This is a genomic window from Citreimonas sp. (assembly GCF_042096055.1).
Taxonomy (GTDB): domain Bacteria; phylum Pseudomonadota; class Alphaproteobacteria; order Rhodobacterales; family Rhodobacteraceae; genus Citreimonas.
This window is the reverse complement of sequence record NZ_JBELMH010000082.1, coordinates 1-13,300: the sequence shown is the minus strand read 5'-3', so window position 1 is coordinate 13,300 and position 13,300 is coordinate 1. Positions and strand designations below refer to the sequence as shown.

Genomic DNA, 13,300 nt, shown 5'->3' with positions numbered 1-13,300 from the left:
AGGGCATCACCCTGCGCTCAGGCACGCTCGTAGATGCGACAATCATCGACGCGCCGTCCTCGGCCAAGAACGAAGCCAAGGCGCGCGACCCGGAGATGTCGTCGACGAAGAAGGGGAATGACTGGTTTTTCGGGATGAAAGCGCACGTCGGCGTCGACGCCGATAGCGGCATCGTGCACAGCCTCGAGACCACGACGGCGAAGGTACATAACAGCCAGATCTGGGATGAGCTCCTGCATAGCAAAGAGACATCGGTGTGGGCGGACAAGGGCTATGTCAGTGCTGCGCGCGAGGCCGCATTTTCCGGTCCCGGCAAGTTCTGGGGCGTCATGCGAAAGGCGCCCAAGGGCGCCGCACTCGACCCCATCGACGCGGACATCAACCGCATCATCGCGATGGTCCGTGCCCGGGTCGAGCATCCATTCCGCGTGCTCAAGCGCCAGTTCGGTTATTTGAAGACCCGCTACCGGGGGCTGACCAAGAACCACGCACAACTCTTCACGCTGTTCGCCCTCGGCAACCTGTTCCTCGTGCGACGGAAGCTGATGGCATGAGGCGGAGTCTGTCTGAAGACTCCATTTTGGGCCGTCATGGGCGTCGAAGCCGACGAGATCTGTCGCGTTTGGGCTGCGCGAGACGCTTTTACAGCCCGAGTGACTGATCCTCGGCGAGGCCGAGGCTGTAATTCAGACGTTCCTTAAGTACGGCAAATAGGGCTACGTGCAGTCGTTCGCTACAGTCTCGAGCGCGCTTCGGTCCTACGTTGGAAGCGGACATTCCGCCAATTTGATCCAGTCACATCCGCGGTTAATAACTCACGATGTTTTCTTCGCCGTCCGCGAAGCGGCGCAAGACCTACAATCCCCCCATCTTCGCAGGGATTTCCTACAGTTGTCCAGCAGGGTTATCATGCGCCCCATTCCGGTGTCTACCGCGTGCACATCAGCAGCTAACGTGACAGCATTAAGGGGCTGGCTATACCAAAGATGCTGTCTCGCTTCTGGCGGCCTGCTGCCACTCGACTGCATATTCGCGCAGCGCCGCTTTGTCCGACGGCGTGATACGCGTCCCGCCGGCTTGCTCGCCCCTGCCAGCGAAAAGCAAAGCCGCACCGGCGCTGGTGCCGGTCGCCGATCCCATCGCAATCACGCTGTCCGGGCGCAGGGCCGCCAGCATGTCGAGATAGCCCGCGTTCCGCGCGAACGGCCCTTCGACGGCGACCGGCCCCGCAGCCCCCGCGAGGGTTAGGCACTCTTCAGTCATCAACGCGAGGTACCAGGACAGGGCCAGCATTGCCTGCCCGTCCGTTTCGGGCGTACAGGACCAACCGCCAGACCGGCCCTGGAACGGGCCGGAGCCGGGCACGACCGATGGCGACAGGCGCAGTCCGCCCGACAGCAAGGCTTGGCGATCGCCGGCATCGGGCGCCGCGATCCGGCCGCTGCGGATCGTGTCGTATTCCCGTCCGCCCATAAATCGCGCGGACGGCACGGGATTTCCCAGCGCGTCGACGTTGACCAGTGTGTCACGGGCGGGATCGAGCGCGACCGGCGCCCCGCCGACCGCCATTGCGACCACCCATGTTCCGGTCGAGACGACGGAGAACGGTGGCGTGCGTGACAGGATGTGCGGATAGAGCGATGCGTTGCTGTCATGGATGCCCGTAGCCACCGGCGTCTGCGGCGACAGCCCCGTCTTCCGCGCCACCTCGGTCGTGAGGGTGCCGAGGATATCGGCGGCGTGCCTGGCCGGTGCCAGGCGCTGCGCGAGACCCAGCCGCTCGACCAGGGCCGAAGGCCGGCCGGTCCACGGCTCCCACAGATCGGTATGACAGCCGAGCGACGTCGTGTCGGTCGCGAACTCTCCGGTCAGACGAAAGCCCCAGTATTGCGGATACGCGATGACATGCGCGAGCCGCGCGTCGAGACCGGGATCGACGCCGAGCATCCAGTGCAGCTGCGCGCCGAGGTTCAGCCCCATCGGCAGCCGCGGCGATCCGGTCACGGCGAAGTCGGGCCGCAACGCATCGTAGGCGGCCCGCACCGTGTCCGGCCCGTCATGTTCGTAGTCCAGCATCGGCGCAGCGAGGTCGCCATTCGCGTCGAGCAATACGGCAGAGGCCCCGTGGGTCGTCACGGAAATGGCGTCGACCCCGTGCGCGGCATGAAAACGGGACAGCGCGTCGAGAAAGAAACTCCAGTGCCCGTTGAGGTCGAAATGTGGCCAAGGCGGTCCCGGCAGGACCTTGTTGGGCCGTATCTCGACCGCGATCTCGCGCAGGGTGCCGGCGTCGACGAGGGCGAGCTTCGCGTTAGTCTTGCCTACGTCGATGACGGCGATGTGGCGCGGTCCGATCATGGCTGGTGGAACATTGTCCGCAGGTCCACCACCTTGGGCGAATTGTCCGGGTTCGTCTCCATGACGTCGCCCATGTGAGCCCACCATTTCTGCATCACCGGGTGGTTTGGCAGGTCGTCCATGCGGTGATCGCCGCTCCGCCACAGCACCGCGAACAGCGCGTTCGTCTCGGGGTCGAGGTGGATCGAGTAATCCTGCACCCCGGCCTCGCGCAGAAGTACCACCAGGTCCGGCCAGATCGCGTCGTGGCGGCGCCGGTATTCGGCCTCCATGCCGGGAAGAAGGGTCATGCGGAAGGCGATCTTCTCCATCACTGCCTCCGCAGCTTCGTTACCAGACGCGGCAGGGCGATGACCCCGATCAGCAGCGCGCCGATGAAGATCGACATGACGATGCCCGGCACGTTCAGCAGCCCCAGCCCGAAGGTCACCATGCCCATCACCAGCGCGGCGAGAACCACGCCCAGGATCGACCCCGCGCCGCCCAGTATCGATACGCCGCCCAAGACGACCATGGTGACGACCTCGAGCTCCCAGGCATACGCAATAGAGGGCCGGGTCGAGCCGAGCCGCGCGGTCAGGCAGATCGCCGCGATGCCGGACATGAGGCCGGTGAGCAGGAACAGGATCATCTTGACCCGCTCGACGCGGATGCCGGAAAAGCGCGCGGCTACCGGGTTGTTGCCGATCGTGTAGACGTGCCGGCCGAAATTCGTCTTGTGCAGCACCACGCCGTAGATCAGCGCGAAGACCGCGAACAGCGTCAGCTCGAACGAGATCACCCAGAAGACGTAGCCGCGCCCGAACCAGGCAAAGCTTTCCGGATAGCCGTTGAAAGCTTGGTCGCCGAGCACGATGTAGCTGATCCCGCGGAACAGGCTCATAGTGCCGATGGTCACCACGATGGACGGCAGACCAAGCCGCGTGACCAGCGCGCCGTTGAGAGCGCCGCACAGCAGCCCCACGGCGAGGCCGATGGCGACGAGGCCCGGCGTGCCGATCCCGTATTGCAGCGCCCAGCCCATCGCTGTCGAGGCCAGCGCGATGATGCCCGCGACCGACAGGTCGATCTCTCCAGCGATGATGAGCAGCGCCATAGCGAAGGCGATCATCGCCTTCTCGGTGAAGTTGAACGTCGCGTCCGACAGGTTCCACGGGTCGAGAAAATACGGGCTCGCCTGCGTGTTGGCGAGAAAGATCAGCACCGCGATCACGAATAGTAGAAGCTCCCAGCTTCTCAGGACGCGCTGGCCACGCCCGGTCAGGCGATCCGGAAGATTGCGGGGGCGGGTTCCTTCGGCAAGGCTCATGACGCGTGCTCCGCGGATTTCAGGATGATGCGGCCCTGCTTGCGGCTCGACTGCGCGTTGAAGGCCACGGCAATGATGATCGCGGCGCCCGAAATGGCGAGCTGCCAGAAGGGCGAAATGCCCGCGACTGGCAGCGCGTTCTTGATCGCGCCGAGGAAGAGCGCGCCCAGCACAGCGCCGGTCACCGTTCCCAAGCCGCCGGCGATCGAGATGCCACCGATCACGCAGGCCGCCACTACATCCAACTCGAACCCGCCGGCAACATCGACATAGGCGACCGCGTAGCGCGACACCCACAGATAGCCGCACAGGCCGGCCAACCCGCCGGCGATGGTGAAGGCGGCAAAGCGCGTGCGGCCGACGTCGATGCCGGTATAGACCGCTGCATGCGGGTTGCCGCCCACGGCGTAGAACGCGCGCCCGAGCGACGTCCGGTTCACGAGCACGGCGAAGCCCGCGATGACGGCGATGGCCATCCACGCCAGGACCGGCAGGCCCAAGAAATCGAAGCGTGGCAGCGCCTTGTAGGCTTCGCCCATCTCGTGGCTGTTCACCCATTCGCCGCCCGAGATCAGGAAGACCAGCCCGCGGTAGATCGTCAACGTGCCGAGCGTGACGACGATGGGCGGAATGTCGAGCTTCCACACGAGGATGCCGTTGAACATGCCCATGAGCGTGCCGAGTCCCACGGCCAGAGCGATGAGCGCGACCACCGGCACGCCCGGCATAGCGGCGTTGATCATCGCCGTGACCACGCCCGTCAGGGCAAGGTTCGAAGCCAACGAAAGGTCGATGCAGCGCGTCAGGATCACCAGCATCTGCCCGAGCGCGAGGATGATCAGGATCGAGGTGTCGTTGAACACGCGGGCCAGGTTGCCGGGGCTCGCGAAGCCCGAGAACCGGAATTCGACCAGCAGGATCAGCGCGATGAGCGCTCCGACGAGGATCGCCTCGCGCGATTTGATGAAGTCGCGGATCATGCGGTGCTCCGGGTGAAAGGGGTGATCGAGCGGTCGTTGCGACGAGGCGCAGGCGAACGGTGCGAAGAAAGCCGTCTCATGCCGCCGCCTCTCCGCCATAGCCGGCAGCCACCCGCACCAGCGTCTCCGGCGTCAGGCCCTCGCGGTCGAACTCGGCCGCGATCCGCCCCTCGCGCATGACGATCACTCGGTCCGACATGCCGAGGATTTCGGGGATCTCCGAGCTGACCATGATGACCGATAACCCCTCGGCGGCCAGTTCGGCCATGAAAGCGTGCACCGCGGCCTTCGAACCCACGTCGATGCCCTTCGTTGGCTCGTCGAGGATGATGACCTTGGGCTGAGTCGCCAGCCACTTGGCGATGACGACCTTCTGCTGGTTGCCGCCCGAAAGGTCGCCCACGTTCTGGTCGAGCGATGCGGCGCGCAGGTCCAGCCGCTCGGTGTATTTCCGCGCGAGCGCGAATTCCTCGGCCATGCGCACGAAGCCCTTGTGCGAGGTCGCCTTGAGCGAGGGCAGCGTGACGTTCTGGAAGATCGGCATGGCGGTCACCGCGCCCTGCGCACCGCGATCCTCGGGGACGTAGACGATTCCCTTCCGGATCGCCTCGGCCGGAGAGCGGATCACCGCGATCTTGCCGTCGATGCGGCAGGCACCCTTGGACGGCTTCGTCACGCCGAACAGTGCCTGCATGAATTCGGACCGTCCGGCGCCGACGAGGCCATAGAAGCCCAGGATCTCGCCCCGGCGCAGGCTGAACCCGATATCCGCGAACTCGGTCGGGTGGGAATAACCCGCCACGGTCAGGACAGGCTCGCCCGGGCTGCTGTGCCGCTGCGGGAAGATCGTGTCGACCGCGCGGCCGACCATCTTCTCGACCAGCTGGTTCTCGGTCACGTCCGCAATCATGCCCGCGTCGACCATCTCGCCGTCGCGGAAGACGGTGTAGCGGTCGGCGATGCGGAATATCTCGTCGAACTTGTGCGAGATGAAAAGGATTGCCTTGCCCTCGCCCTTCAGGCGTTCGACCAGGTCGTACAACTCCTCGATCTCGGCCGAGGATAGCGCGGCGGTCGGTTCGTCCATGACGACGACGCGGGCCTCCACGGACAGCGCGCGGGCGATGGCGACAAGGTGCTTGGACGCGATGCCAAGCTCGCGCAGGGGCGTCGCCGGGCTGATCCGCGCGCCGATCCGGGTCAGGATCTCCTGCGCGCGAGCGTTCATCGCGGTCCAGTCGATCAGGCCGAACCGGCCGCGCGGCGCGTGCCCCAGAAAGATGTTCTCGGCGACCGTCAACTCGTCGAACAGCACGGTCTCCTGGTGTATCGCTGTCACGCCGGCTTCGGACGCGGCGGTGGCGACGGGGAAACGCCGCGCCTGTCCGTCGACCTCGATCACGCCCTCATCGGGCTGATAGATGCCGGTCAGGATCTTCACGAGCGTCGACTTGCCGGCGCCGTTCTCGCCCACAAGCGCAGTTACCTGCCCGGCGTAGAGCGCAAGTTCCACGTCGCCCAGTGCGCGCACGCCGGGGAAGGTCTTGGTGATGCCCGACAGGCGTAGCACCGGATCGGCCGTGACCGGGACGTCACGAGCCTTTTCGCTGGAATGGTTCATCGATCCCCCGGAGGCCGGTGGTGAAGGAAGCAGGTGGCGCGGGGCCGCAAAGCCCCGCGCGCGACGGATTCAGAAAATGCTCTTGAACTCGTCGATGTTGCTTGCGTCGTAGGTGAACGGCTCGGACATGGCGGCCTGGTTGTCGTCGTCCAGCGTCACGCTGCCCATGCGGCCGGTGTCGATCTCGGCGCCCGGCTCTGCCGTCGCCTCGTCGGTGGCCAGCGCGTGCGCGATCATCGCCGTGGTGTAGCCCAGGTCGACCGGGTTCCAGATGGCGAAGGACTTCGACGCGCCGCTTTCGATCGCGCCCGCCATCTCGGACGGCAGGCCCAGTCCGGTCACGTTGACCTGGCCCACCTTGCCAGCGTCCTGCACCGCCTGTGCGGCTGCGACGATACCCACTGACGTCGGCGCAATGATGGCGTCGAGGTCGGGATAAGTCTGCATGAGGCCCTGCGCCTCGCGATAGGACTTGTCGGCCAGATCGTCGCCGTAGACCGTCGCCACCACTTCGATGTCCGGATACTGGTCCATGACCTTCTCCATCTCGGCGATCCAGGTGTTCTGGTTCGTCGAGGTCGAGGTCGCCGACAGGACCGCGACTTCGCCGCCTTCCGGCAGGTGATCGGCCGCCAGCTTGATGATCGTCTTGCCTATCAACTCGTCCGAGGACGGGGCGAGGTGCATCTCGCGCCCCTCGGGTGCCACGCCCGAATCCCACGAGATAACGGTGATCCCGCGCTGCATCGCCTTTTCAAGCGCCGGCACGACAGCGTCGGGATCGTTGGCCGAGATCGCGATGGCGTCGACGCGCTGCGCGATCAGGCTGTTGATCACCTCGATCTGGCCCTCGGCCGTGGTCGAGGTCGGGCCGGTATAGATGATCTCGGTGTTGCCGAGTTCCTCGGCCGCTTCCTCGGCGCCGCGGGCGGCCGCCTCGAAGAAGCCGTTGCCCAGCGACTTGGCTACGAGCGCGATGCGCACCGGGTCCTGCGCCATTGCGGTGGTGCCCATCAGCGACGCGGCAAGCCCGAGTCCGATGGCGAAACGTCTGGTCAGTGTCATTTGCTTTCCTCCCTTGAAATGACTGGCGAACTTGGCCGTGCGTTTATCCCGCCTCGGCCGTCTCCTCCGCGGCGCTTACACGCGCCACGATCAGCTTCACGCCCGCGCTTTCCAGCATCGCGGCGTGGGCATCCTTCACGCGGTCATCGGTGATGACCGTGTGCACGCGATCGAGCGGGCACAGGATCAGGCTCGACCGCTTGTCGAACTTCGAACTGTCGGCAAGGATCACCACCTCTTCGGCTTGCCCAATCAGCTTCTGCTCGGACTGGATCACCAGCGGATCGGGCTCCATGATCCCCAGTGGCGCGATCCCCTGGCAGCCCATGAACATGCGCTTCGCGTAGAAATTCCGGGTCACGTCGTTGTCGAAGGGCGACAGGATGATGTTCTGCTCGCGGTAGATCGTCCCACCGGGCAGCACGACGGTGTTCCTGGTCTGCTTCAGCAGGTGCTCGGCGATCGGGAAAGAGTTGGTGAACACCTGGCAGCGCCGTGTGGCCAGCGGGTGAACCATCTGGAACGTGGTCGTGCCGCCGTTGATGATCACCGACTCGCCGTCTTCGAGCAGGACCACCGCAGCGCGCCCGATGGCGCGCTTCTGCGCCGCGTGCTTGGACTGGTTCACCGAGAACGGCCGCCCCAGAAGCCCGGTCACCGCGGTCGGCGCGACCGACTCGGCCCCGCCCCTCACGCGCCGCAGCTTCTTCTGCATGTGCAGGGTGGCGATGTCGCGCCGGATGGTCGCCTCAGACGACTCGGTCATCTCGACCATCTGGGCCACCGACACGAACGGCTTGGCCTCAACGGCGGACAGGATGACGCGATGACGCTCGTTCTCGTGCATGAATGGCTCCCTTGAAGAGGCAGCATGGCGCTGCCATTCGATCATTGTCAATCATAAATGATCGAATTAGGTCTTTCTGCACCCGCATAATGATTGTTTGTGATCGTTTATGATTGACATTGGCCGGACCGCCGCCGATGCTGCCTGCGAATTACGACCGGCCCGAGGCGGGCCCGATGGGAGGATACGCCATGCTCAAGACCGCGTCCGCGACGGGGCTCGAATACCTGTGGGACGACGCGAAAGCGTCAGGGATGAGCGAGTCGGACAAGCTGCTTTACCGTTCCAACCTGCTTGGCTCGGACAAGCGCGTCACCAATTACGGCGGCGGGAACACCTCGGCCAAGGTGATGGAAACCGACCCGCTGACCGGAGACGCGGTCGAGGTGCTGTGGGTCAAGGGCTCGGGCGGCGACATCGGCACGATCGACAAGTCCGGCTTCTCCACGCTTTACATGGACAGGCTCGAGGCGCTGAAGGGGCTCTATCGCGGCCCCGCACACGAGGACGAGATGGTGGGCTACCTGCCCCACTGCACCTTCGCCCTGAACCCGCGCGCCGCCTCGATCGACACGCCGCTGCACGCCTACGTTCCGAAGAAGCACGTCGATCACGTCCACCCCGACGCGATCATCGCGATCGCCGCGTCGAAGAACTCGAAGGAGCTGACGCAGAAGATCTTCGGTGACGAGATCGGCTGGCTGCCCTGGAAGAAGCCCGGTTACGAGCTCGGTCTCTGGCTGGAAGACTTCTGCCGCAAGAACCCCGAGGCCAAGGGCGTCGTGCTTGAAAGCCACGGACTCTTCACCTGGGCGGATGACGCCAAGCAGTGCTACGCGCTGACGATCGACACGATCAATCGCGCCATCGCGTGGTTCGAGCAGGAGACAGCAGGCATGCCGGCCTTCGGCGGTGAGGCGCACCCGTCCCTGCCCGAGGCCGAGCGCCGTCGCGTCGCCGCGGCACTGATGCCCGCGATCCGCGGCATGATCTCGGACGGCAGCCACAAGGTCGGTCACTTCGACGATCAGGACGCGGTGCTGGACTTCGTCGGCGCGCGCGACATGCCGCGCCTCGCCGCGCTCGGGACCTCGTGCCCCGACCATTTCCTGCGCACCAAGATCCGACCGCTCGTCGTCGACTTCAGCCCGTCGAACCCGGACATCGACGGCACGCTCGACCGCCTGCGCGGCATAATCGAGGATTACCGCGCCGACTACGCCGCCTATTACGAGCGCTGCAAGCACGCCGACAGCCCGGCGATGCGCGACCCCAACGCGGTCGTCTACCTCGTTCCCGGCGTCGGCATGATCACCTTCGCCAAGGACAAGGCGACGGCGAGGATCTCGGCCGAGTTCTACGTCAACGCCATCAACGTGATGCGCGGGTCGGACGCGGTCAGCGAATATCAGGGCCTGCCCGAGCAGGAAGCCTTCGATATCGAGTACTGGCTGCTCGAAGAGGCCAAGCTGCAGCGCATGCCGAAGCCCAAGAGCCTTGCGGGCCGCATCGCCATCGTCACCGGCGGCGCTGGCGGCATCGGCACCGCCACGGCCGAGCGCTACCTGTCGGAGGGGGCCTGCGTGGTGCTGGCCGACATCGACGCCGAGGCTCTTGGCGCGACGCGCGACGCTCTGACGGCGCGCTTCGGCAAGGACATGGTGCGCAGCGTCGAAATGAACGTCACCTCGGAAGACGCAGTCGCCGCCGCCTATGCAGACATGGCCGTCGAATTCGGCGGCGTCGACATCGTCGTCTCCAACGCCGGCATCGCCTCATCGGCCAAGGTCGAGGACACGACGCTCGAGCTGTGGAACAGGAACATGTCGATCCTATCGACCGGCTATTTCCTGGTCGCGCGCGAGGCGTTCCGCGTCCTCAAGGCGCAGGGGATCGGCGGGTCGATCGTCTTCGTCGCCTCGAAGAACGGCCTTGCTGCCTCGCCCGGCGCTTCGGCCTACTGCACGGCCAAGGCCTCGGAAATCCACCTGGCCCGATGCCTGGCGCTCGAAGGCGCGCCGGAAGGGATCCGCGTGAACGTGGTGAACCCGGACGCGGTGCTGCGCGGCTCGAAGATCTGGTCCGGCGAATGGCTCGACCAGCGCGCAGCGACCTATGGCACCGACAAGGAGGGGCTCGAGGAGATGTACCGCGAACGCTCGCTGCTCAAGCGCTCGGTCCTGCCCGAAGACATCGCCGAGGCGTGCTACTTCTTCGCCGCGGACACCAGTTCGAAATCGACGGGCAACATCCTGAACGTCGACGCCGGCAACGTACAGGCATTCACGCGCTAAGGACCGGCTGCCGCCCGGGCGCCGGGCGGCAGCCGGCTGGGAGGGACCATGATCGACGAAAGCACCATCACCGCGGCCAACGAGGCGACGGAAGCCGCGTTGCGCACCGACTACGACGCGCTCGGCGAGCACCTGTCGCGCCGCGGCATCGACATCGCGGCGATCAAGGACAAGGTCGCGGCCTACGGCGTGGCCATCCCCTCCTGGGGCGTCGGCACCGGCGGCACCCGCTTCGCACGCTTCCCCGGAACGGGCGAGCCCGCGACGATCTTCGATAAGCTCGACGATTGCGGCGTGATCCACCAGTTGACCGGCGCCACGCCGCGCGTGTCGCTGCACATCCCGTGGGACGACGCCGATCCCGCCGACCTTGTCGCCAAGGCCGAGGAGACGGGCCTGACGTTCGACGCGATGAACTCCAACACCTTCCAGAACCAGCCCGATCAGGCGCACAGCTACAAGTTCGGCTCGCTCTCGCACACCGACGCCGCGACCCGCGCGCAGGCGGTCGAGCACAACCTCTACTGCATCGAACTGGGGCAGACGATCGGCTCGAACGCGCTGACGATCTGGGTCGGCGACGGCTCGAACTTCCCCGGGCAGACCAGCTTCACCCGGCAGCTCGACCGGTATCTCGACAGCGTCCGTCAGGTCTACGCGGGCCTGCCCGACGGTTGGCGGTTGTTCACCGAGCACAAGATGTTCGAACCGGCCTTCTACTCGACCGTGGTGCAGGACTGGGGCACCAACTACATGATCGCGCAGGCGCTGGGTGAACGGGCCTTCTGCCTCGTCGACCTCGGCCACCACGCGCCGAACGTGAACATCGAGATGATCGTCGCGCGGCTGATCCACGCGGGCAAGCTCGGCGGCTTTCACTTCAACGACAGCAAGTACGGCGACGACGACCTCGACACCGGCGCGATCGATCCCTACCGGCTGTTCCTCGTCTTCAACGAGCTGGTGGATGCCGAGGGCACGCCGGGCTTTGACCCCGCGCACATGCTCGACCAGAGCCACAACGTCACGGACCCGATTGAGAGCCTGATGAACTCCGCGATGGAAGTGCAGCGCGCCTACGCGCAGGCGTTGCTGGTCGATCGCGCGGGTCTCGCGGGCTACCAGGACGACAACGACGCGCTGATGGCGTCCGAGACGCTGAAGTCCGCCTTCCGCACCGACGTCACGCCGATCCTGCGCATGGCGCGGCTGAACAAGGGCGCCGCGATCGACCCGGTATCGACCTTCCGCCGGTCGGGCTATCGCGCCGCCGTCGCCGAAACGCGCCCGGAGTCCGGCGGCGGTGGTGGCGGAATCGTTTAGAGCAGCAGAAACTTTCTGCCCTCAGGCAGGCATGGCGTAAAGAAACCGAAGATTGGGGTGCGCTCTCTCATGCTTCCGTTGCCGGCCTTACCCACTCGTTGCAGGCAGCGGATCCCGGCAACGGTGTGAGCTGCCCCAACCGAGTGGTCCAATCTGATTGTTAGTGCATCGCTGGTTGCGGGTCGTCGCCGTAATGAGCTGGCAAAGGCTTCGCTGGCGGCCGACGGATTGCTGGCGTCTGTTGCGCTCGGGAAACGCACGCGCCCGACACCAGACAGAGGTGACGGGCCCCTTCGGAGCGCATCTGGTCGGAGAGCAGAGCCCGCGACATCCCGCAGCCTCTGCCCGGTGGATGCGTTAACCGACCATCTGCCGCCGGATGCTGGCTTGATCGAAATGCGCGCTTTTCGATGATGAGGCCATCCTTCAGCGTCAATTTCATGAAGAGCGCGAACCGAACTTTGCGGCCTGACGCAGGGATGCCATCCAGTTTGCGGGCATGGATGCCTTCAAAGATGAGGTAGGCGGCCACCTGATCGCCTTCCGCGATCACGTTGACCCGCGGCATCTTCCAGTCGCCATAGGCCGCGAAGTTCTTCTCCTCGGAGGCGCGGAGCCCTTAAACGCCGGAATGCGGCGTGTCCACTTTGTTATATGCCGTGTCCCGGATGATCACATAGACCCTCGCCGCTCGGCCCTCTTCAAGGCAAGATCGATCCTGCGCGAGGTTTGCGACGGGGGGCGAGCATGCTGATTTCTCTTCACAAGCAGGCGACGACCACGCCGAAGATCAGGGCAGCAATCCAGGCAAGCTCGGAGCCGGCATGGATGGTGGCGGAACGCTACGGCATCTCCGAGCAGACGGTCTGGAAGTGGCGGAAGCGAGATAGTGTCCATGATCGGAGCCACACCGTAAGCGGCGGCTGCGCCCCACCTTTCGGCAGGCTTGATCCATTGCGAAGTGTTTCCTGTCGTGAGGCAAGGAGTGCGTTTCGCAATGTGCGCTACGAGTGCGTTTCTCAGATCGCTGGGAGTGGAGATTCATGCGTCGGGGCATCGGCGCTGGCCAGATGAAGTGAAGGCGCAGGCCGTTGCCGAGACCTTGCGCGCTGGGGCCACGGTGAAGGATGTCGCCGCGCGGTTTGGGGTCCAGCCCAACCAGCTGTCTGCGTGGCGGCGCGTCGCAAAGAACGGAGATCTGGTTCTGCCGGTGCTGGAGGGCGATGAGCTCGAGGCGGTCTTCGCGCCTCTGGTCGTATGTGACACCGAGCCTGCGGTTCGTGATGTCGGGGGCACCCGCACGCCGTCCGAGGCCCGGATCAGCTTCGGCAACGTTGTGATCCATCTCGATGCCGAAACCCCTGCCGCGCGCATCGCCGACATCGCCCGAGCACTTGGAGAGCCCTTGTGATGCTGCCGTCGCACAAGATGCGCATTCTGGTGGCGACGCAGCCCGTGGACTTCCGCAAGGGCCATGATGGGCTCGCGGCACTGGCGCAGTCG

At 65.3% G+C, this 13,300-nt stretch carries 11 protein-coding genes and 2 pseudogenes; 5 read left to right on the top strand and 8 right to left on the bottom strand.

The features are described from left to right. On the top strand, positions 1-554 hold a 554-nt coding region (locus ACFDTC_RS15020; RefSeq protein WP_375259696.1), incomplete at its 5' end, for an IS5 family transposase. Positions 555-975: 421 nt separating this feature from the next. Here the strand turns inward: ACFDTC_RS15020 and ACFDTC_RS15015 are convergent. The 7 genes from ACFDTC_RS15015 to ACFDTC_RS14985 form a co-directional block, all read right to left on the bottom strand. Next, positions 976-2,358 (bottom strand): FGGY-family carbohydrate kinase, encoded by a 1,383-nt coding sequence (locus ACFDTC_RS15015; RefSeq protein WP_375259695.1) that lies wholly within the window; start codon positions 2,356-2,358, stop codon positions 976-978. Next, positions 2,355-2,669, bottom strand: a complete 315-nt coding sequence (gene rhaM, locus ACFDTC_RS15010; RefSeq protein WP_375259694.1) for an L-rhamnose mutarotase — start codon at positions 2,667-2,669, stop codon at positions 2,355-2,357. Before rhaM ends, ACFDTC_RS15015 begins: the two co-directional genes overlap by 4 nt. Beyond that, positions 2,669-3,667: an ABC transporter permease gene (locus ACFDTC_RS15005; protein ID WP_375259693.1), complete on the bottom strand. Its 999-nt coding sequence runs from the start codon at positions 3,665-3,667 to the stop codon at positions 2,669-2,671. Before ACFDTC_RS15005 ends, rhaM begins: the two co-directional genes overlap by 1 nt. Continuing rightward, entirely contained in the window at positions 3,664-4,647 is a 984-nt protein-coding gene (locus tag ACFDTC_RS15000; protein WP_375259692.1) for an ABC transporter permease, read from the bottom strand. Before ACFDTC_RS15000 ends, ACFDTC_RS15005 begins: the two co-directional genes overlap by 4 nt. A 76-nt stretch (positions 4,648-4,723) precedes the next feature. Continuing rightward, positions 4,724-6,268 carry a sugar ABC transporter ATP-binding protein gene (locus ACFDTC_RS14995; RefSeq protein ID WP_375259691.1) on the bottom strand — a complete coding sequence of 515 codons (1,545 nt, stop codon included), beginning with the start codon at positions 6,266-6,268 and terminating at the stop codon, positions 4,724-4,726. A 69-nt stretch (positions 6,269-6,337) separates the two neighbouring features. Beyond that, the gene (gene rhaS / locus ACFDTC_RS14990) at positions 6,338-7,333 is read right to left on the bottom strand and encodes a rhamnose ABC transporter substrate-binding protein (RefSeq protein ID WP_375259690.1); all 996 of its coding nucleotides are present in this window, start codon (positions 7,331-7,333) and stop codon (positions 6,338-6,340) included. Positions 7,334-7,376: 43 nt separating this feature from the next. After that, positions 7,377-8,180: a DeoR/GlpR family DNA-binding transcription regulator gene (locus tag ACFDTC_RS14985; RefSeq protein WP_375259689.1), complete on the bottom strand. Its 804-nt coding sequence runs from the start codon at positions 8,178-8,180 to the stop codon at positions 7,377-7,379. Positions 8,181-8,371: 191 nt separating this feature from the next. On the opposite strand from ACFDTC_RS14985, the gene ACFDTC_RS14980 reads away from it, so the two are divergent. Both ACFDTC_RS14980 and rhaI read left to right on the top strand, forming a co-directional pair. Beyond that, complete coding sequence (locus ACFDTC_RS14980) at positions 8,372-10,474, top strand: bifunctional rhamnulose-1-phosphate aldolase/short-chain dehydrogenase (protein WP_375259697.1); 2,103 nt, start codon at positions 8,372-8,374, stop codon at positions 10,472-10,474. A gap of 48 nt (positions 10,475-10,522) precedes the next feature. After that, on the top strand, positions 10,523-11,797 hold the full coding sequence (gene rhaI, locus ACFDTC_RS14975) for an L-rhamnose catabolism isomerase (protein WP_375259688.1): 1,275 nt from the start codon (positions 10,523-10,525) through the stop codon (positions 11,795-11,797). A 160-nt stretch (positions 11,798-11,957) separates the two neighbouring features. On the opposite strand, the pseudogene ACFDTC_RS14970 reads toward rhaI, so the two are convergent. After that, positions 11,958-12,401, bottom strand: a pseudogene (locus tag ACFDTC_RS14970) (ester cyclase); the annotation flags it as partial. 143 nt (positions 12,402-12,544) lie between these two features. On the opposite strand from ACFDTC_RS14970, the pseudogene ACFDTC_RS14965 reads away from it, so the two are divergent. Together ACFDTC_RS14965 and ACFDTC_RS14960 are read left to right on the top strand one after the other, a co-directional pair. After that, positions 12,545-12,709: pseudogene (locus ACFDTC_RS14965) on the top strand (helix-turn-helix domain-containing protein); the annotation flags it as partial. Between the two features lie 121 nt (positions 12,710-12,830). Then, positions 12,831-13,208: a transposase gene (locus tag ACFDTC_RS14960; RefSeq protein ID WP_375259687.1), complete on the top strand. Its 378-nt coding sequence runs from the start codon at positions 12,831-12,833 to the stop codon at positions 13,206-13,208. Positions 13,209-13,300: the final 92 nt, after the last annotated feature.